Consider the following 19,984-nt stretch of genomic DNA (forward strand, 5'->3'; position numbering starts at 1 on the left):
GGAAGGAAGCTGAGCCTCGATGGCAATTGTGGTGCGCGAGTGGACCGGTGCCGAGGCGGCCGCGCTGCGGGCGTCGCGCCGAATGAGTCTGGTGGATTTCGCCGCCCATATCGGTGTCGATCCCAGCGTGATCTCGCGGTGGGAGGGTGGCGGCAAGAATATTCGGCCGCGACCGATCAACCAGCAAGCCCTCGACACCATCTTGGAGCGCCTGACCGAAGCCGAAATCGCACGGTTCGTCGCGGCCATCTCCCCCGAAACCCTCAGCGAGACCCGCGATCTCGACGTACCCGAAATCAGCACCGACCAGCGCCATCCCTCCGACGGCAAGCGCATGGTCTGGGTGCCGGAGGGGATCTTCCTGTCCGGGCCGCGCGACGAGCCGGTCTGGGTAGGCGGATTCTGGATCGACATCTTTCCCACCACCAACGGCGACTACGCCAATTTCGTCGCCGCCGCAGGGCATCGGCCGCCACGACACTGGAACGGTCCGGTGCCGCCACGCGAACTCGTCGAGCACCCGGTCGTCTGGATCGACCACGACGACGCCTGCGCATATGCGCAGTGGGCGGACAAGACCCTGCCGAGCACACAGCAGTGGGAGAAGGCCGCGCGCGGAACCCGAGGCAACACCTGGCCCTGGGGCAAGCAGCCCACGCCGGCGAAAGCCAACGTTCGCGGCTCCGGGCCCGGGCGGACCACCCCGGTCGCGAACTACGCCAGCGGCGTCAGCCCGTACGGGGTGTACGACTGCGTCGGAAACACGTGGGAATGGACCTCTTCGGACACGTCGACGGGCCGGTTCGAACTCAAGGGCGGCGCGTTCACCAGCCCGTTCGACCGCGGCGAGCCCGCCTCGTTCAACGACGCCAGCCACACGATGCTCGACGACGACACCGGATTCCGGTGCGTGACCACCAGCATCGCCCCACCGGAAACCGCCGCGTCCCCGGCCCGGTAGCGACGGCCATGACGGCGGGCCGCCTGGCTGTGGCACCCGGCGTGGCGGGTGTCGGGCCGATCCGGCGACCGCCACAATCGATTTCATGTGGAGGCGAGTCCCCAGCGACCCAGACATCTTGCTCACCCGTCACTCCCTGCCCCACCAAGGACGGGACCGGACCTACACGGCCGCCCGCTCGGTCAGCCAGCGCGAGGGTGCCGCGCTGTTGGTGATGCTGCACGGCAGCTACCAGACAGGCGCAGGCCTGCGGCGCTTCACCCGCGGCGCGTTCGACCGATTCAGCGCCGACGGCGCGGCTGTCGTCGTCTATCCCGACGCGGTGCGCCGGGAATGGAACGGGGCCCGGTCCGCGACCATGGCGTTCAAGATCGTGAAGACCGTCGACGACGTCGGGTTCCTCTCGGCGCTGATCGAGGACTGCCGGGACCGGTTCGGCATCGGCGAGGTCTATGTGGTGGGGTTCAGCTTGGGCGGGCAGATGGTGATCCGGCTACTGCACGACCAGCCGCAGGCGCTGACCGCGGCCGCGATCATCTCCGCCGACCTTCCCACCTCGCCGAACCGGGTGGTCTCCGACCAGCCCGCCGTACCGGTCCCGCTGGTCCTGGTCCACGGCACCGACGACCCGCTGGCGCCCTACACCGGTGGCCATGTCGGCTTCCACGGCCACTTCTCCAAGGGCGAGCACCACTCCGCTGTCGACACCGCGGCCTACTTCGCCGGCCGCAACGGCATCACCGCCGCACCGATCACCGAGCGCACCCACCGCGGAGATGCTCGCACCGCGATCACCCGCACCGACCACCTCCAGCCTGACCGCGCACCGGTCACTCTGTTCACCGTGCACGGCGGCCGCCACGAAATCCCCGGCGCCTCGCGACCACCGCGGATCCCCTTCGCCCGCACACCACCACAGTTCGACACCCCGCGCGAGCTCGCCCGGTTCTTCGGACTCCCCTACCCCACTCCGTCAGCCAGCTGACCACGCACACCGCTGCCGGCGCCCAGCCTGGCCCACGTCGTCAGTAGCCCAATGCCGGATCGGTGGCAGACTCGCCGATATGAACGAAAAATCGGCCCCCACCATCAGCTGCGGCGCCCGCGTTCGTGCCCAGCCCGACGCACACCAACGCGCCGGACGCCTCGCCGCCGCGCTCGGCGCCGCCGGGATCGGCCGTGGCAACCGCGTCGCGGTCATGGCCCGCAACGACATCGAGTTCCTGGAAATCTCCCTGGCGATCGCCGCCGTCGGCGGCAACCCGGTGCCGATCAACACCCGCTGGCGCGCCCCCGAGGTCGCCCACGTCCTCAGCGACGCCGACGTGCAGCTGGTGATCGCCCACACCGAGTTCGTCCCGACCATCGAGGCCGCGCGCGAACACGCCGGTGTCGAGCCCGCGATCCTGGAAATCGCCATGCCCAAGGAACTGCTCGACGAAGCCGGCCTCGATCCGTCCCTGGCGCAGCCCACCGGCCGCCATCCCCTGCTCGAGGACTGGATCGAGTCCCAGCCCGAACCGCTGGGCCACGTCGAAGGCGCGATCGCCGACAGCATGGGCCTGATCTACACCTCGGGCACCACCGGCGCCCCCAAAGGCGTGCTGCGCGAGCGGATGACGCCGATGCAGCTGTTCTCCATCGCCAGCGGCACCGCCCAGCGCATGGGCCTGGCCGACGGCGGCCAGATGCTGGTCGCCGGCCCGCTCTACCACACCTCTCCCAACGCGCTGGCCGTGCTCGGGCTGCGGATGGGCACCAACATCACGATCATGCCGCGCTGGAACGCCGAACGCTTCCTGCAGCACGTCGACGAAAAGCGCATCCAGCAGGTCAAAGTCGTGCCGACCATGCTCTCGCGCCTGATGTCTCTGCCCGCCGATGTCCGGGCCCGCTACGACACCAGCAGCCTGACCCACGTCATCCACTCCGCCGCACCCTGCCCGCCGGCGGTCAAGCGCGCCGGGATCGAGATGTTCGGCGATGCGCTGTGGGAGTTCTACGGCAATACGGAATGCGGCACCATCACCTGGGTCTCGGCATCGGAATGGCTTGCCCACCCCGGCTCGGTCGGCCGCCCCGTCGACGGCTCAGCCGTGGTCGTCGCCGACGAGGACGGCACCCCGGTCCCGACCGGGCAGACCGGCCGGGTCTACGTCCGCGGCGCCGACTACTGGCCGAAATTCGAGTACCTGGGCAAGGGCGCACCCAGCGGTCCCATCGAGGGCATGATTTGGGTCGGCGACCTCGGCCACCTCGACGACGAGGGCTTCCTCTACCTGTCCGGGCGCGACAGCGAAGTCGTCATCCGTGGCGGGGTCAACATCTACCCCGCCGAGATCGAGAACGCCATCGCCGCGATCCCCGCCGTCGAGGACGTCGCGGTGCTCGGTGTCCCCGACGCTGGCGACCTGGGCGAAGCTCTCGTGGCGTTCGCCGTCGCCCGGCCCGGCCACGAGCTGACCGCCGAGTCGGTCGTCGACGCGCTGCGCGGCCAGCTCGCCGACTACAAGCTGCCCGGGACCGTGAAGGTGGTCGCCGAGCTGCCCCGCGACGACTCGGGCAAGGTCTACAAGCGTCAGCTGCGCGATCAGATCGCGGACTCGGACTCCACATCGTCGCCGTAGTGCCGATCGTCGTCGGCCCGGCGCGCTGCACTGTAGCCGCGTCGGGCCGAGACCCCCGCGATCACGCGACCGGCCAGGCCGAACAGCAGACCGGTCAGGATCAGCACGACCGTTGTAGCCGCACTCGCCACGCTGACCGGCGACTCGATCGCGATGCGCTCACCGGTGAAGAACCTCGCCAGCGTGCCGATGACCTTCCACACCGCCCATAACACCCCGACCGCACAACCGGCGGCGGTGAGCCAGCGCGCCGGACCCCGGCGGTACTCCCACGTCATCCAGGTCAGCATGCCGCAGGGCACCATGATCCAGACGGCGAAAATCAATTGGTAGACAACGACATTCCACCGATCACCGAAGTCGTTGATGAAATCGGTACTCGGCGCCATCGGCGGCTGCCCCGGCCACTCCAGCGTCACCGCCAAAGCTGTGATCGAGGCAACAGCCAGCGCACCCAGAATCGTGAGCCGCCGCGTCATTTCTGGGCTCGTCCAACTGGGACTGCCCGTTTTATGAGACCAATGGATGGCCATGGTCAGGCTCAAAATCGCCCAGCCGCCGACCGTGGCGGCGCTCGCCCCCAAAATCCGATCGGAGGTGGTGAGCGCGTGACCGGCGCGAGCAAACCCCAGCGGTGCGTAGACCAGCAACGACATCGCGTACGCCCCGAACGCGATCCCGAATACCGTCTGCGCAGGCAGCGCATTGAGCAGGCCCCGGATCACCAATATCGCGCCGAGACCTGCTGCGAGCCACGCGACAATCGAAACCACCAAGCTCACCCCCGAAATGTTTCACCGAGCGCGGTACAGGTGGTTTTATCCTCTCACACCGAAAGCCTCGTCCAGCATCATGCCAGCTATCGGACGCGGCTCTACCAGCAAATTCTGCTGCCGGGACACCGACAGCCCCAGCTTCTGGGCGAAGCGCTCGCATTGGGCCTCGCGGCGCGCGTATCGCCATCTCCCCCAGCGACCGCGCAGGCCGGATTCATCGGGCATGCTGTTGCAGCGGTGCCCACTGATCAGGTGCCACAGTTCGTGGCCGACGATGTGGACGCGGTACTCGAGGCTGCCCTGCTGCGGGTAGAACAGCACCGCCACCGACCCGGAGGACGGCCGCACCGACAACCCGGAGAACGGGGAGCCCTTAGCAACCGAGGCCAGCGCGACGACCTTCATGCCGACCTCGGGACAGGCGCGCGCGACCACTTCCTCGACAGTGACGGCGCCCGGCGGCGGTGTGATCCGAGAGACCACACGATCCATCCGTCGGCCGGTGAACATCAACCAGCCTGTTGGGTAGCGGTCGTGCCCCCGTCGATCACCTCACGGGCTTGGCGCAGCAGACGTGCGAGTTCTTCCCGGGCTTCGGGAGTCAAGTCGTCCGGAGTGACGTTGTCGCGGCTGCGCAGCGTCACCAGCAGAGCCGACAGGTCGTCGTCTTCGCTGGCCGTGGTGCGCGAGAAGTAGTTGAGCGGCCTGCCGAAGAACTTGGCGATCGCATCGAGGATGACCGCGTCGACCTTGGTCACCTTGCCGGTGCGGATTCGGTAGATGTACTGGCGATCCACGTCCCGGTCGGTGGTCTCCGAGACGAACTGGGCGACCTCGACGGTCGCCATCTTGTGACCCTTCGGCCAGCGCTCGTTGAACAGCTGGTCGACCATCTCGGACACACTCAGCTCAGGCTGGGTGGCCTTCCGGTCGGGACGTCGTCTCACCGCCACTCCACTCCTTGACAGGTTCGCAGGTCACTGGCGCGGCCCCCGCCCGAACGCCGGACGAATCCTAGCGTCACCACCTCTTATGGTGCCACGTCGGTATACCCGCGCGGTACCCCGCCACGGATTCCGAACGTCACGTCGGCGGATTTCCGCCCGCTGGATCACACTGGCCCGTGGTGCTACCGGCGAGGGATGGAGCCTTGCATCGTCGCAGGTCGTGGTGTAGACCAGACCCTAAACGATCATTATTGATCGCAGACGACTACACTCGTTCGGGGCGGGCACGGGCGACGAGGAGGGAGTACCACGATGCACACGGAGCACGGTCGGTTCCTGATACGTCCCAGCGAGATTCAATCTCGCTGCGAGTTCGTCGACGCGACCGCGATGGGTGCGCGGGTCGGATTCCGGTCTCCGGTTGCCCTCGCCGCGGGACTGTGCGCGACGGTCGAGGACACGCTAGCTGTTCTCACGGCCGCCGCTTTCGCGCTCGCTTGCACGTACGGCCAGGTAGTTCCGTTCCAGTTCAACCAGGTTGGGTCCGACGGCGTCATCCGCGGGGTGCCTCTGGTCCTCGAGATCGACGATGAGCACTGGGCCGGTGTCGGTGGGGACGAGTCGCAGCAAGACCCGATTCAGTCTCTGGACCCAGAGATTCGCGTGTCGCCTAGCCCGTCGAATGACACGCATGTAAGGATGGTCGCCATGGCACGTCAAAGCGGAAAACCCGGGCCGGACCCGCAATTCACCTTGGTCCCGAAGAGGCTATGGCTGTCGGAAGCTGCAAAGACCAAGCTCGACGAGATCGCAAAAGAGCGTGGACTCAGCGCCGGACGCTTCGTGACCGCACTCCTCGCGCGGGAAACGGGCGTCCCAGAAGAAGAACTGCTGCGCGACTTGAACCAGAGGACCCTGAAGGAATCAGCGTAAAACCCCGCCGCCGAGAGTCGCGGTAGCCGACAACTCAATAGACCCGAAAGTGCCCCGAAAAGACCAATGACCCCCGGCTCTGCCAAGCCGAGAGTCATCAATCTAAGTCTTGGGGGACGAGTTCGCAGCTCGTCCCCACTGGTGGCACCCTCAGCAACCCGTAGAGAAGGACCTCTCTTGCTGAAGGAACCTGAGGTCGAGGATACAACACGCCCTTTTTCCGGCGCTACCGGATCGAGTCGTGTCGACCAATCCGAGACCAACTCTCCTGATATTGAAGGCGCATATGCGCTGCTCGAGCCCCCATTCGGGTTCGACAACCGCGACACGGCTCACCGCCTGTGGCGCGAACTAGCTCCCCGCCTCGCCGGGCGGCACTGGATGCGGCTCCACGCGCCCGAGACCGGCAAATTCGACGACGAGGGGCGCCTGTCGTGGGGCCGTCTGCCCGACCGACCCGCCGCTGTGATGACCCACGACCGCGCCGAACGCGCGACGGTATTGTTCTTCGACTTCGACCCCCCGAAGTCAGGTCCGCTCGCTGACCGCCGCGCCGCCATCGCCCGCGACGTCGACCGCCTCACCTCCTGGCTCACCGCCGCCGGCGGCCGCTGGTTCGCCGACATGAGCCCCCGCGGCGGTGTCCACGTCTATGTGCCGTTGCAGGATTCGGTCTCACAGCGCACGATTCGGCCCCTGTTCCGCGAGCTGTGCGAGCAGCTGCCGACGTTGGACGCTCAGCCCATGCTCAACCCCGACCAGGGATGCATCACCATCCCCGGGTCGCGCTGCAAGGGCGGCGGATTCCGCACGCTGCTCGGCTCGCTCGACGACGCCCTCCACACCATCGAACACCGCTCCGCGCCCAACCTGATCGGGCAGCTCCGCGCGGCCGTGGCGCCCGAGCTCTTCCTGACCAGCCACCTCAACGAGCTGCCGCAGCAGGATCGCGACCGGATGCACGGCCCCGCGCTCGACGAACTCGTCGTCGACGCCGACTACGCCGTGGACCCGGCACCGACCCGCAAACCTGTGCCCTGGTGGGTACCTGACTTCTGCGCGCATGGCACCGTCGCGCCACACCACAACTCCGCCAGCGAGTCCCGGCTGTCCACCCTGTTCCACCACGCCTCGCGTGGCTGGTCGCTGGCCGACATTCGCGCAACCCGCCAGTCCCCGGCCTGGGCCGCGTTCTGGGCGAGCTACACCGAGCGTCGTGACGGGCAACGGCTGCTCAGCGGCGAGTGGAACAAGGCTATCGCCCATGCCCGCGGCAGAGCCGCGGCGAAGATCGCAGGGAAATCGTCTTATTCCGCGCATAAACCCGAGCAACTACACACGGGGGGGATGTCTGCTCTCCGACCGATTCGCTGGAAACTTGCGGCCGCGCGAAAGTGGATTCTCGAAAGCGGTGAGTTCTCAGGCAAACAAACGTTCTCGGCTCTGGCCGTGGTTACCGCGTTGGCCTACGCGATCTCGCTCAGCGGAAGGGGTAGCGCAGCGGTGGGAGGCCGCTGGCTGGCGGTGGCGGCCGGGGTCCTCGGCGACGACACAACCCGGGGTGTTCTGCAGAAGCTGATCGCTGCCGAAGGATCGCCGGTGCGGCTTGTAGAAGCCTGGTCGGCGCGTACACACGCCGGCGATCGGCTGGCCCTGGTTGAGCCTAAGATCGCGGGAAAACCGGTGCGAGCGGCTGAATGGGAGGCCTTTGCCGCCAAGCCGGAACCGGTCCACCAGGTCTGGGGTGCACTCGGCCTTTCTGCCTGGTGGGTACACACGATCCTGACCGCGATCGAACCCTCCCCCGGAGCCGCGGTCGCACCTCGCGCGCTCGCGGCCGCCTCGAGAGTCAGCGCCGCCACCGTCACCCGGGCCACGGCCACCCTGGCAGCCGAAGGCATGGTCGACTACGGGCACGGCTGGATCTCCCGGACACAGCGCACGCCCCAGGCCATCCCGCTGGTCAGCGCCCTGGCAGATCAACGACGCGCCGACCGAATCGCCCGCCATCGACGCGAGCGCGCCGAGTTCTGGAACTTCTGGGACATGGTGCTGGACAACTGGTCCGCCCGGGAATTGTCCGGATTTGCGAGCGCTTCTGCGGCGGCCGCCGACCACGACGACTACATGGAATCAGTCGCCCCCGGCGCCCGCGCGGCTGGTCCGGGACCCGGCCGACCGCCCGATGCCGTGCCCGAAGACCCTGGCGACCCAGACGAACTCGCGTTGGCGCTGCTGATGAACGAGCTCGGCGCCGCGGTCGTCGAGGAAGGGTGAGCCGTAGACGTAAGTTCCCCCGCCGGCGAGCGTGGCGGGGGAACCGACTAGCTGGCGCTTTCGGCTAACTCACCTGCCGATCGAACGCCAAGCCGTACTGGCGTGCAGGGGCGACGATCCGGAACGAATCGTCCGGCTCATGCTGTTGGAGCGCGCGACCGAACTCGGCGACGGTCCCCGGCCAGGCGTTGGTGGTCGTGCCGTCAGCCTGCTTCCACCACGTGTGCACGCCATCGCGCCACACCGTGCGGGCCAGCGCGCGGTCGAGGCGATCGAGATAGGCCGCCATCGCCTGCTCGCTGACCTCGACCGGTGCGCCCACCCGGTCGCTGAGGTCCAGGCAGCGCATGATGTAGCGGGCCTGGTGCAGCTTCATGGACGGGTTGCTGTTCGAAGGCGTAAAGGCATTGGGCCCGGCGATCATGTACAGCCCGGGGAAACCGGGCACCGCCGTGCCGTAGAAGGCGCTCGGTCGGCCCTGCTGCTGCCACAGCGCGCGCAGCTCCAGCCCGTCGCGGCCGCGGATCTCCACCCCGGAGAAGAAGTCCAGGGTGCGGAATCCGGTGGCCCACACCACGAGGTCGGCCGCGCGTTCGGTGCCGTCGGCGGTGCGGATCCCGGTCGGGGTGATGGCCTCGATCGGGTCGGTGACCAGCTCGACGTGCGGCTGTGTGAGGGCGGGGTAGAGCCCACTGTCCATCAGGATGCGCTTCTCCCCTATCCGGTAGGCCGGGGTGAGCTTGCGCCGCAGCTCGCGGTCACGGACCTGGCGCCGCAGGTGCGCGCGGGCGAGCAGCGCCGCCGGGCGCGCCGACCATCCGCCCCGCATGATCGGGGCGAGCACCAGATCGGCGCCGCGATAGACCCCGGCCCGGTAGAGGGCGTGCAGACCGGGCACATGAGCCAGCGCCCACCGCGACACCGGCCCGAACTGGGCATCGGGCTTGGGCAGTACCCAGGCCGGAGTGCGCTGATAGACCGTCACCCCCGCTGCGGTGCGAGCGAGTTCGGGAATCATCTGCGCCGCCGAGCATCCGGTGCCGATGACCGCGATCTGCCCGGTCAGGTCGACGGTGTGGTCCCACCGCGCGGAATGGACCGCGGCGCCAGCGAAGGTCTCGGCACCATCGATGTAGGGCATCGAGGGCCGATGCAGCTGGCCGACGGCCCACACCACCGCTCTGGTGCGCAGGACCTGGCGGCCGGTGGTGGTCAACGTCCAGGTGCCGTCCTCGCCGTAGTCGGCCGCGGCCACCGAGGTGTTGCAGCGCAGGTGTTCTCGCAGCCCGTGCCGGTCGGTCACCTCGCGCATGTAGGCCAGGATCGACTCTTGGTCGGGATAGCGGATCCGGGGGTCGCGGTGCGGGTCGTGGGCGAAGGAGTACAGGTGCGAGGGCACGTCGCAGGCGGCGCCGGGGTAGGTGTTCTCCCGCCAGACCCCGCCGACCTCCGGACCTTCCTCAAGGATCAGGAAGTCCTCGACGCCAGCGGACGTGAGCTCGGCGGCCATGGTCAGGCCACCGAACCCGGCACCGACGACGACAACACTGTGAATCGGGGTGTCGGTCATGGGCGTACCTGCTCTCCGACGACGCGGATCGCGGGCCCGAACGGCGAGGCTGGCCATCGTGCCCATTCCTGCCACCAGCGCAGATAATCCGCAGAGGCCATCGGGGCGTCGAAGACCCCGAGGTCGACGTCGAAACCGTCGACGAGCACGTCCAGGTGTTCACCCAGATGCTCGCGGTGGCGGCGGAGCTCGTGGTGAATGCTCTGGGCCCGCCGCGCGGAGAGCTGCCGGTGCCCGGCATACCAGGCTCCACGCCGGTCGATGCGCTCCAGCGCGTACACCGCGGCAGCCGACTCCAGCAGCTCACGCGCGGCCGCATCGGCGGCAGTGGTCGAGGCGGCGTACAGCGCCGTCGCGGCGAGACGTTCGCTGGTGGCGGCCGCGAGTTCGACTGCCGCCGTGTCGGGATCGATCGCCGTCCCGGCCGCGGTGAAGTCGCCGCGACGCAGACCGGCCGCGATGACCAGCTCGCGGTCGCCGAGCATCCGCACCCACCAGGGAAGGTGGGGCGGTGTGGCGGGAAGGCGCAGCGCGGTGGTGTCGCAGGATTGGGCGGCCTGCTTCCACAACAGCTGGGATTCGCCTTCGGCGGTGATGATGCCTTCGCAGGCGCCGATCCAGTCCTCGATCCAGTTGACCCGCAGCGAGCCCTGCGCGGCGGCGCGCTGGCGGCACGTGAGCAGCACGTCGTGGGCTGTCCAGGCCAGCAGCGGCTTGGCCAGCATCGACCAGACGCCCGCGAGGGGGCTCTCGGCGGTCGCGGCCGCGCGCAGATTCTGGATGCGCCTGCCGAGCACGCTGGTCGCGTAGACCGATGCCGTCGCCGACACCAGATCACGGCGCACCGTTCCCCGGTCGATCATCGTGGTCCGCCCACCCGGCCGCCGTTGGGCCGCGTAGTTGGTCGTGACCGCCACCCCAGCGCGCGCCGCGGCCGCCGCCGCACCGGCCAGGTCCAGCCTGCCCTCCCCCAATGCCGCGATCGCACGATGGAACCGCCCGCGCACCGGCCCGACGAACTCCGGGCCCTTGTGCCCCACGAATGCCCAGTCCCCGCCCAGCAGCGCGTCGGCGGGAACGAACGCGGCGTTGAACCGAATCAGCGCGTGGTCCATCGGCGTCCACGCCTTGTCCGGCAGGGACAGCACGTGCAGGCCGGCGGCGAGCCCGTCCGCGGTGCGGAACGCCATCAGGAACGGCAGGACGCCCTCGTCCCGGCCCTCGACGAGCACGCGGGCGGTGACGACGCCGACCTTCCGGACCGCCGGATCGGCGATGTTGGGCATGAACTTCCACGACTCGGGGGTGGGCGAGTCGAGCCACCATCCGCCACGGGTGCTGTCCCAGGTGGCGGTCGTCTGCTGATCGGCACCATTGGTCCCGCCCAGCTCGGTCAGCAGCAGCTCCCCCACGGCCGCACCGGTATCGAGGTCGGCCAACAGCGCGTTCTGGTACGCGCTGTCGTTGCCCAGAGCCAGGATCGCGCCGATGGACAGATCGAGGTGGCCGGTGAGCACCGGCAGCAGGTGCGGGGCACAGATCGCGGCCCACTCGCACAGCACGCCGCGCAGTCGCGGATCGGACTGGATGGCCGCCGCCGAGCCTCCCAGCGCGGTGATCGCCCCGCGCAGCAGCTCCGGCGCCAACGCAGCTTCGCTGCTGTAGGTCATGCCCGACCGGGGGCGGTCACCGAGGCTGGCGATCCGGTCACGCATCTGGCGGTGCAGAGTCCGCGATGAGCCGAGAATTGCCGTTCGCAGCGATTCGGTCGTCGGGTCGGTGGACGGGGAAATCAGCGGCGGGCGGGAGTTATCGAGGCCCGCGAGAATCGTCGCTACATCTACAGTGGTCATGGCAGAGCTCTCCTGAGAAATCTGCATGTGCTCTGCGAGCGGTGGCCGCCGCTGGCAGAGTGCTCCGGGTGTCTCTCCAGTCCTGTGGAGGGGCACCCGACCTATGTCCGGGAGAAGGCGCCGATCAGGGCACGCCCCGGTCCGAATAGCAGCACGTGCCGGTCACAGAACTTGCGACCGCACTGCGAATGCGGTGGGGCGGATCTGACCCTGACGAGTGCTGACGCACTGGTCGAGCTGCATGCGGAATCTGCTGGAGAAGAAGCGAATCACGAAGCGCCCGCGACAGAGGACGGGTCAACGCCCGTCCTCGTGCGAACACCGTGCCGATCATGTCGTCCCCTACCAATCACGCGATCATTTTTGATTGTGTAGCGTTTGATGGACAGTTAACCACGCCTCTCCGCTTCCGGCCAGTCTGGATGTTCTGGCAGGTCGGAAGCACTTCGCCGCAGCCGAGCACACTGGCCGCTACCGGGGGCAGTCCGCGCGGATGTTCCTCAACTCCCTAATCGCGCGTGTGCCAGGATGTTCCGATGTCAGCTGAACGCTCGCACCCCGGGCTGGATCAGGCGTACGCGAACACCGCCGGCCCCGTGGCCTACCTCGACGAGACGTTCCAGCGCCCAGGTGCGGGCTTGCCCGCGTTCTACGTGTTCACTGCCGTGCTAGTCGACCGCGCGGAAATGGCCGATCTGCGGCACCGGCTGCGCGAGATCGCCGGAGGGACCTTCTGGCACACAACAGACGAGCTATTGACCGGTGATGGGTGGAAGAAGACGCTGGCGATGCTCGAGTACCTCGGGCAGGGCACCGAACTGTGCCTGCTCGCCCACGAGCACCAGGTCGACGAGACCGACACCGATGTCGAACAAGCCCGCCGCGCGTGCCTGCGAGGCCTGCTGTCGGCGCTGTCGTGCGGCGGGCCCAGTTGGGGACGGGTCGACCTGGCGGTGTTCGAGGAGCGCACGCCGCGAAACCGAGCGAACTTCGACCGCAAGCACGTCTCCGACCTTCGTCGGGAGGGCAAGATCCACCGTGGCATGCAGGTGCAGATGGTCTCTCCCAAGTTCGAGCACCTGCTGTGGCTGCCGGACTTGGTCTCCTCGGCGTTTCGGAAGTCGATCACCGGCCGCGGTGACCAGAATCTGGTGGAGCCGATCCGGGCCCGAATGCACTTCGTCGACCCGGTCACCTGACCCCAAACACAGAGCAGCCCCTGGGGGCCGTAGCTGACACCAGGGGCCAGACCGTCTGTCAGGACCGTAGTCCCGAGGGATGGTTCTTTGCTCGTCTAGATTAACACGGAACCCGTGCCTCTTCATCCGTGGTTTCCCTCACGGCGTCACCGGAAGTCACTGGCACGCGGATCACTGGCGCCACACCGCTCCACTCGGTTTCGTCACAGTGACGTAGGGTGTGACGTCCTCTAGGCGGCGACCGGCTCCGTGATTGAAGGGTCCTTGGCCAGCTCGCCAGCCCGGTCGATCAATCGCCAGACATCATCCTCGGCAACATTGAACGAGGTGGAGATCAGGCTCGCGTCGTCCCCGAGCTCATAGGCGCCGAGGATCGACTCGACAGTCGAAACGATCCGCTCGTAATCCTCGGTTCTGGTGCGAGCTGAAGGCGGGGCGGACTCCGCCACGATCGTCTCTGCGATTCGGCGGATGTCGATCTCATCTTCGTCGCTGTCGTCGCCGGCCGCCTCGAGTTCAGCCTCGCGGCCGGGCTCGACATTCAGCCCGCTGTTGTCCTCGACTACGAGATTGGAATCCGGCTGTGCTCCACCAAGATCGGCATCGGCTTTGGCAAGAATTTCGCTGTAGCGGCTGGAGATCCACCCGTGCAGAGCCATGCCGATCCCGATCATGGCGGGCGCCACCGAGAACTTCGCCGCGGTGCCCCAGTCCTTCGCTGCCACGTGAGGCCCAGCGTTCATGGCCAGCGTGACCATCATCAGAGTTACCTCGAAGGCGATGGCCTTGCCACGATCCAACTCCAACCGCACGCTGGTGGCCGTGGTGGATACCAGCATCAGCGCGACGACGAACCCGGACACGATCGCCTCCGCTCCGAAGGAGAACCACCACAACGGGTCAGCCCAGGTTGAGGTCGGAGCGAGGTTCTTCTGTACGTTTACCGCGGCCCAGCCCAGCGCAATGCAGACGAGCGTAATCAGTACGCGAGAGGTCCAGACCGACCGTTGGTAGGCCTGTAGCCGGCGGTACTCAGGTGTGCCGATCCGAGACAGTCGCCGTTCGGCCGCGCTCCGTCGAAGTTCTGCACGCGCGGCCCTGCCCTGTGCCCGAATCTCCGCGCGGGCCGTTCGGAACTCTTGCTCGCGCCTCAGACCCCGCAGCTGGCGCGCTTGGCGCTTCTCGTGATCCAGCTCATCATCCGATCGAACGTCGGTCAGCTCGCGGCGTGCCTGCATCGGTGCGAGGACGAGCGCTGTGTTTAGTTCAGCCGATAAGCGCTCGACTCGGTCGAGGACCGCACCATTCTGTTGTTGAGTCGCCATCATCCCCTCCTGGTCGTTGCGCGCGATTCACGGTGAATTGCGCAGAGTTGTTGGTTGTAGGCCATTAGCCGGCGTCGGCACCGCCGGAAAGGCGCGGCCCGCGCTTGAGCGGCACGTCGTCGCCAGTGATGGCGTTGCCGTCGTTGTGTGTGATCTCCACCTGTCGCAGTTGATCGGTGAGCGCCAGCTCGACGAACTCGCGCATGCCGAACTCCGGCCTGCCCTTCTGCTGAATCAGTCGCACCGCCGCCCTGACTCGCCGATAGAGATCAGCTCGGACGCTCACTGTCGGATCTCGCTTCGCGGGCCCCATCAGGCCGCACGTCGCGGAACGGATGGCCACAGACCCCGGGAGAGTTGGTGCTCGACCACGCGGTCGTAGTCGGTCGCAACCTCCCGTGTGGGGCGATAGGCATGCAAGGGGATGGCCTCGTTGAAGGCTCGCTTCACGTGTCTGGTTTCCCGAACGGGCGGTGTTACCCCGCAGACTGCGGCATCTGCGTACTGATCCTCGATAATTTCGAGCATCTCGTGGAAACCTGTCGCGGGACGGAAGTGGTACTCACGCAACGACCTCTCCCCCGCTGTCGTTGCGCCTGTCGCGGTGGGAACAATCGTCGGGACGATGCTGAGAAGGTCGATCTTCCGGTTGTAGAGCTTGCTGGTCTGCGCGAGCATCGTGATCAACGGGTCGAGGCCCTCCATCTCCTTGCGAGCTGGTGCCGAGCAGGTGATCACTCCGCTCATCCCCGTCCCTCCGTCAGGAAAATCGACTTCTGCCGTGCACGCCAGCATCGCGAGCGTGTTGAACGGGCTGTCGACACCACCGCAGTCGAGCAACCGGACATCTGCGAGTTGGTCTGGATCGTTGACTGCTTCGTCGATCATCGCGTCGCGCAGCCTGGTCGCGAGCGTCGGCTTACTCACCATCTCCACCATCAGGGGGCTCAACGCCTTGCGAGACGCGGGGATAATCCGCACGCGATCGAGGGTCTTGTACACATCTTCGCCGCTTTCGTTGCTGCCCACGTAGTACTGGGCGGGCAAGCGAACTTCCTTGAGCGAGGCATCGCCGCGCAGGACATCAGCGATCGTCGGGCCGTCCCACTCGTCGTATCCAAGCCAGGATGTCGGGTTCGCCTGCAGGTCGATGTCGAGGATGTCGACATCGAGGCCCAGAGCAGCGAGCCTGCACGCCGTGGTAACGGCCGTGACCGTCTTTCCTGTAGATCCGGACATACTGAGATACGCGGCGGTCGACACGTGAGTCGCTCCTTCGGTGGGGGGCAATTCACCGTGAATTGCCCCGATGGTGTGGTGTCAGTCGACGGGAGACCCGACGGCCTCGGTGGAATCTTGGGCGTGGTTCTCGGCAGTCAATTCACCGTGAATTGACTCGACGTCGGAGCGGAGTTTCGAGAGTCGCGCCAGCTCCCAGGCGGTGGGTGTGTACTCGGCAGTGTCACTCAGGCAGGTGAAATAGGTGGCATCGAGCTGATCCCACGGACGGCTCTTGTCGGAGGCCCGCGTCTCACACGCCGCAAGTGCAACAGCCCAGAGCCCGCGCTGAATGGCCTTCGGATCAGTCTCCCTCTCGAATCGGGCCTGCCATTCAGAAGCCGAGCTTGCATCGCTGACGTGAAGCCAGCTATGGGCCAGCGCCCACACTCGCGGAGCGTCAGTACGGACGCGACTCTTGGTGAGCTGGATCAGCAGGGTACTCAGGCGGTCTTTGCTAGCCCCTTTTGCTGCCGAGGTCGCCGCAGCCGCGCGCCGTGCACGCTGCGCGGCCGCGCGCAGTCGCGAGTCCTCATCGCCCTCCACCGCTTGACCGGCGGGGCCGGTCTGCTCCACAGGCTCCGCTGACGCAGCCCGATCGTCGGTCGGCTTGGACTCGGGGATAGTTTCGCGAAAGTACACCAGCGTCCGGGTGTCGGCATCGAGGGCCGCGACGACACCGCCCGTGCCGGCGGCGGGAACTTCCAACAGCTGGTGGCGGTCGAACTGCGCGCCGAATCGAGCACGGGGGTCCTCGATCAGCTCGAAGCCGGACTCCGCAGCGACGAGCCGAGATCGCCGCTCTGCCCGGACTCGCTCGACGGCGCGCTTGGCCGGAGTTCCCTCGAGGATGTAGGTCAGCGCAGTGCGCTGGTCGTCCGCCCGCTCGGGTGAGGTCGAGTCGTCGTCGATAAAGGACTGCCACTCCCAGCGCGCTTTGCCGATCGGCAGTTCGCGAGCCAGGGTCTCGGCTGCGACGAGGCCGATCGTGCCCGCCTTCTTGTCGGTCGACACGACGGCTTGCGCTTCGGGGCTCAACCACAGCAGTGCGAGATGACGGCTGACCGTTGGCTGGCTGACACCCATGATCTCGCCAATTGCAGGCTGGCTCAATCCGTCATCGATGAAGTTCGCGTACTGATGCGCCGTTTCCAGGATGTCCAGGTCGTCGCGGCCGGAATTCTCCAGACCCATTGCAACGAGATCGCCGCCGTTCTCCATGACCGAGTCGTCGACGATGACAGGAACAGTGTCGAGCCCCACGAAGCGGGCGGCCGCGGAGCGTCTGTGCCCGTAGATGGCGATGTGTTCGGCGTCGGCCGGAACCCGGTCGACGAGAGCGGGCCGGTGCTCGAGGAACGCGGCGCGGGTAACGACCAGCAGGGGGATGACGACACGGCCGACCTCCCGGATCGAGCCGACGAGTTCTTCCCACTTCGGGTGGCCGGGTTGTGGGGCGGATCGACGCTTCGCGTTGAGGGGATGAGGCGCCAAGGTGCTCACCGGCAAATCTACGATCGCGAGCCCCGCGGCAGCCGCCTGTGCGTGGATGCTCGCCAGCGCGGCCGCTACGTCGCCACCCCCGTCGGACTGTGCGCCAGCAATCGCTGCGGTGTTGATCGTGGCCCCCGAGGCTGTCTCTCTCACATCGGACGCGGCGTCTTTCTGGCTGCCGCCGCGGTTCCGGAAGCGGTTCGCGGGGTTCTCACGTGTGAGACGGGACATCCATCCTCCTCGTGGGTATTACACGTAAAACATGTAATACCACTATATACCATCGGAGCCTTTGGGGCGAGGCGATCGAATCCGTGAGGGTGAGCTGTTTCGGTGTCTTCGACGGGTGCCAATTCACGGTGAATTGCTATCCAGGTTCGGGGTGAGCTCCAGTCGGGGATCGAAGCCCGATCGGGGGCGAGGGATCGTGCTGCGCCACTTCGCAACACGAGAGTCGACACCATGGTAGGCCGAGCGGGGCTCGTTCGGAAGTGCACTCGCCCAGCAATTCACGGTGAATTGCCGCCGGATCCGGAGTGGGCTGCGTCCCAAGGAAGCTGGACCGTGTCACTCCACGGGGCAATTCACCGTGAATTGCCCCGTGTGCAGTCGCCTCGCGGCTCGACTCCTAAGTCGTGAAGCGGGCGAGGATGTCGTCGAATTGGTCTAGCAGGTCGTCGAGTTCGCCCAGGATCGGGCGCTCGCGACGGCGTGCGGCGAGGCCTCGATCGTAGTAGTCGGAGTCGAGCTGGTGGCCCGGCGATGTTGGGGCTGCACACAGGAGCGCCCTGGTGATTCCAGCGATCGCTTCGAGCGGTAGGGGCTCAAGCTCGTGAAGGAGGCCCGTTGCCATTCCCCGCTCATCGAAGACCGGCAGTAGGGGCTGGTTCGCATAGCGCTGCATCAGAACTGGACTCATGGCGGGGTCGTGTCCGGGCTCGGCCATGGCCTTTGCGACGACGATGTGGCCGGTGGCAGTGGGGGAGTGGGCTACCAGTGCCAGCCAGCGGCGGAAGACGGCGACGGGGCAGCTGCCCTCCAGCCCGGTAGCGGTGAGCTCGAGGAGGGGCTGCGCACCGATGGTCACCGTGGTGTCGGTGATGGCCACGTCACCCAGTGTGAGCGCTGAGATTTGGTGCCAGGACAGGCCGGAGGTGGCCAAGAGCACGATCACCGCGTCGCGTCGCCCCAGCAGGCCGTCAGCGCCGTGGGTGGGCAACCCGCCGATCACCGGTATTGCGAGGGCTTTCGCTTCGGCTAGTCGGGCAGCGCGTTTGGGGTTCAGGGCGCGTCGCACCGCCTCGGCTGCGCCGGGGATGGGCGCGCCGATGATGCGGTGGGCGGCATTGAGGGCGGCGACCCGGTTGCGTTGTGTCCCTTCGCCGCCGGGGTGTTCGTCGAGGTATGCCAGCACGGTGCCCGGGGTGACGGGGTGCTCAGCCAGGAACTCGCGCACCGCGTCGGCGGTAGCCGGGATCGCAGGCAGGTCGGAACCGGGGTGCGAGGCGACCAGCCACCAGATCAGGAACTCGTCGAACAGGCGGGCGGCGGGGCCGGACAGTCCGAGTGGATCGGTCACAGGCCGGTGTCCTGTTCGGCCGCCCGCCGAGACTGATTTCTGTCGTAGCGACGGACGGATTCGACGGTGGCGTGGCGGGTCACCGCCATCACCTGGTCGGCGGTGGCGCCCATGTCGAACATCTGGGTCGCCAGGCCGCTACGCAGCGAGTGACCCCGCACCGGGACGTTGAGCCGCGCGTCTAGGCCGCGCCCGGCGATGATCTGGCTGATCGAGAAGCCGGACAGTGGCTGGGGGCGGGGGAGTCCGCCGTGGGTGAGGCGGCGCAGCAGTGGCTTGCTGGAGCGCCCTCGCGCCGGCCATGGACGATCGCAGCGGTGGACGCTGAGGTCGTCGTCGGCTTCGCGGCGCAGGCGGGCCCTCAGCGCGACTTTGGCGATGGTCTCGTTGTCGGCGGTGTCGTAGTCGGCGCACAGTGCCAGCCATCGGTGCAGCGCGCACCACGGGCAGGTTCGGGCGTCGCGGGCACCGCGCGGCACTGCTGTGTAGGTGATCTCTTCCTGACGGGTTTTGGTGCCGCGTAGCCGCATCTGTAGCAGCGGCTCGCTGGCGTCGCTGTCGGTGATCAGGGTGAGGTCGTTGATGTGTAGGCGGGCCAATTCTGCGCGGCGCATCGCGTCGGCGTAGCCGAGGGTGAGGATGACCAGGTCGCGGCGGGCGGCGATCTGTTTGCGCCACGTGCTGGTGTCGGCGGCGGTGGCCGCGACCATGGCCTGCAGTTTCGGCAGGGTCGCGGCCGGGGCGCGGTTGGGGCCGCGGCCTTCGCCGGCGGCCTCGCGGCGGTTGCCACTGAGGATCGCGGTGACTCGGGGTCCTCGGGTGGGGTCGGGGTGGCCGGTGTCGGCGTGGAGGCGGGCGATGGCGGCGCGGTGCACGCCCAGCGTCGAGGATGCCCGCCCGTCGTCGGCGAGCGCGGCCAGGTAGAGCCGGACCGTGTCTTCGTCGGCTGGGACCGCCACGAGATCGGCCGCCGAACACCAGGACTCGTATCGGCGCTGCGCGGAGGCGTAGGAGCGGGTGGTCGAGGCTGGGCGCCCCGCCTGCTCGAGCCGGTCCGCCGCAGTCGACGCTGCGGCCCGCACAGCATCGGCCGCTGATGCCAGACGCAGTGGCGCGGGTCCGGACTCGGTGCCGGTATTGGGCTCGGGTGTGGTCATCGTGCGGG

The 19,984-nt window shown here is 67.5% G+C and carries 17 protein-coding genes; 6 read left to right on the forward strand and 11 right to left on the reverse strand.

Annotation, left to right across the window (positions count from 1 at the left end; genetic code table 11):
* Positions 1-19 precede the first annotated feature (19 nt).
* The 3 genes from NS1_RS29980 (at position 20) to NS1_RS29990 (ending at position 3,588) form a co-directional block, all read left to right on the forward strand.
* Positions 20-961, forward strand: a complete 942-nt coding sequence (locus tag NS1_RS29980) for an SUMF1/EgtB/PvdO family nonheme iron enzyme (RefSeq protein WP_084504650.1) — start codon at positions 20-22, stop codon at positions 959-961.
* A gap of 85 nt (positions 962-1,046) precedes the next feature.
* Positions 1,047-1,946 carry a CE1 family esterase gene (locus NS1_RS29985; protein ID WP_062989905.1) on the forward strand — a complete coding sequence of 300 codons (900 nt, stop codon included), beginning with the start codon at positions 1,047-1,049 and terminating at the stop codon, positions 1,944-1,946.
* A 79-nt stretch (positions 1,947-2,025) separates the two neighbouring features.
* Entirely contained in the window at positions 2,026-3,588 is a 1,563-nt protein-coding gene (locus tag NS1_RS29990) for an AMP-binding protein (protein ID WP_062989907.1), read from the forward strand.
* Here NS1_RS29990 and NS1_RS29995 read toward each other — a convergent pair.
* Genes NS1_RS29995 through NS1_RS30005 form a run of 3 tightly spaced genes read right to left on the reverse strand, consistent with a single transcriptional unit; the run spans position 3,552 to position 5,311 of the window.
* Positions 3,552-4,370, reverse strand: coding sequence for a hypothetical protein (locus NS1_RS29995; RefSeq protein WP_062989909.1), 819 nt, complete (start codon positions 4,368-4,370; stop codon positions 3,552-3,554). The two genes, NS1_RS29990 and NS1_RS29995, sit on opposite strands and share 37 nt — an antisense overlap.
* Positions 4,371-4,406: 36 nt before the next feature.
* Positions 4,407-4,847 (reverse strand): hypothetical protein, encoded by a 441-nt coding sequence (locus tag NS1_RS30000; protein ID WP_157125465.1) that lies wholly within the window; start codon positions 4,845-4,847, stop codon positions 4,407-4,409.
* A gap of 26 nt (positions 4,848-4,873) precedes the next feature.
* Positions 4,874-5,311 (reverse strand): hypothetical protein, encoded by a 438-nt coding sequence (locus NS1_RS30005; protein ID WP_157125466.1) that lies wholly within the window; start codon positions 5,309-5,311, stop codon positions 4,874-4,876.
* Positions 5,312-5,623: 312 nt separating this feature from the next.
* Between NS1_RS30005 and NS1_RS30010 the strand changes: the two genes are divergently transcribed.
* Together NS1_RS30010 and NS1_RS30015 are read left to right on the forward strand one after the other, a co-directional pair.
* Complete coding sequence (locus tag NS1_RS30010) at positions 5,624-6,244, forward strand: hypothetical protein (RefSeq protein WP_062989915.1); 621 nt, start codon at positions 5,624-5,626, stop codon at positions 6,242-6,244.
* A gap of 381 nt (positions 6,245-6,625) precedes the next feature.
* Positions 6,626-8,521 carry a bifunctional DNA primase/polymerase gene (locus NS1_RS30015; RefSeq protein WP_062989917.1) on the forward strand — a complete coding sequence of 632 codons (1,896 nt, stop codon included), beginning with the start codon at positions 6,626-6,628 and terminating at the stop codon, positions 8,519-8,521.
* Positions 8,522-8,585: 64 nt separating this feature from the next.
* Here NS1_RS30015 and NS1_RS30020 read toward each other — a convergent pair whose 3' ends face one another.
* Together NS1_RS30020 and NS1_RS30025 are read right to left on the reverse strand one after the other, a co-directional pair.
* Complete coding sequence (locus NS1_RS30020; RefSeq protein WP_062989919.1) at positions 8,586-10,091, reverse strand: flavin-containing monooxygenase; 1,506 nt, start codon at positions 10,089-10,091, stop codon at positions 8,586-8,588.
* Entirely contained in the window at positions 10,088-11,944 is a 1,857-nt protein-coding gene (locus tag NS1_RS30025; RefSeq protein WP_062989921.1) for an acyl-CoA dehydrogenase family protein, read from the reverse strand. The genes NS1_RS30020 and NS1_RS30025 overlap by 4 nt, the downstream gene beginning before the upstream one ends.
* A 536-nt stretch (positions 11,945-12,480) precedes the next feature.
* On the opposite strand from NS1_RS30025, the gene NS1_RS30030 reads away from it, so the two are divergent.
* Positions 12,481-13,143 (forward strand): hypothetical protein, encoded by a 663-nt coding sequence (locus tag NS1_RS30030; RefSeq protein WP_062989923.1) that lies wholly within the window; start codon positions 12,481-12,483, stop codon positions 13,141-13,143.
* Positions 13,144-13,373: 230 nt separating this feature from the next.
* Here NS1_RS30030 and NS1_RS30035 read toward each other — a convergent pair whose 3' ends face one another.
* The 6 genes from NS1_RS30035 to NS1_RS42205 all read right to left on the reverse strand — a co-directional run bounded on the left by NS1_RS30035 (position 13,374) and on the right by NS1_RS42205 (position 19,976).
* Positions 13,374-14,468 carry a hypothetical protein gene (locus NS1_RS30035; RefSeq protein ID WP_157125467.1) on the reverse strand — a complete coding sequence of 365 codons (1,095 nt, stop codon included), beginning with the start codon at positions 14,466-14,468 and terminating at the stop codon, positions 13,374-13,376.
* Positions 14,469-14,532: 64 nt separating this feature from the next.
* Positions 14,533-14,754 (reverse strand): 50S ribosomal protein L7ae, encoded by a 222-nt coding sequence (locus tag NS1_RS30040; RefSeq protein ID WP_157125468.1) that lies wholly within the window; start codon positions 14,752-14,754, stop codon positions 14,533-14,535.
* Between the two features lie 26 nt (positions 14,755-14,780).
* Positions 14,781-15,731 (reverse strand): ParA family protein, encoded by a 951-nt coding sequence (locus NS1_RS30045; RefSeq protein ID WP_062989929.1) that lies wholly within the window; start codon positions 15,729-15,731, stop codon positions 14,781-14,783.
* Between the two features lie 57 nt (positions 15,732-15,788).
* The gene (locus tag NS1_RS30050) at positions 15,789-17,009 is read right to left on the reverse strand and encodes a ParB/RepB/Spo0J family partition protein (RefSeq protein WP_444980742.1); all 1,221 of its coding nucleotides are present in this window, start codon (positions 17,007-17,009) and stop codon (positions 15,789-15,791) included.
* An 859-nt stretch (positions 17,010-17,868) separates the two neighbouring features.
* Positions 17,869-18,819, reverse strand: a complete 951-nt coding sequence (locus tag NS1_RS30055) for a site-specific integrase (RefSeq protein WP_062989933.1) — start codon at positions 18,817-18,819, stop codon at positions 17,869-17,871.
* Positions 18,816-19,976 carry a site-specific integrase gene (locus NS1_RS42205; RefSeq protein ID WP_157125469.1) on the reverse strand — a complete coding sequence of 387 codons (1,161 nt, stop codon included), beginning with the start codon at positions 19,974-19,976 and terminating at the stop codon, positions 18,816-18,818. Before NS1_RS42205 ends, NS1_RS30055 begins: the two co-directional genes overlap by 4 nt.
* Positions 19,977-19,984 lie beyond the last annotated feature (8 nt).

Source organism: Nocardia salmonicida NBRC 13393, from assembly GCF_001613085.1.
Taxonomy (GTDB): Bacteria; Actinomycetota; Actinomycetes; order Mycobacteriales; family Mycobacteriaceae; genus Nocardia; species Nocardia salmonicida.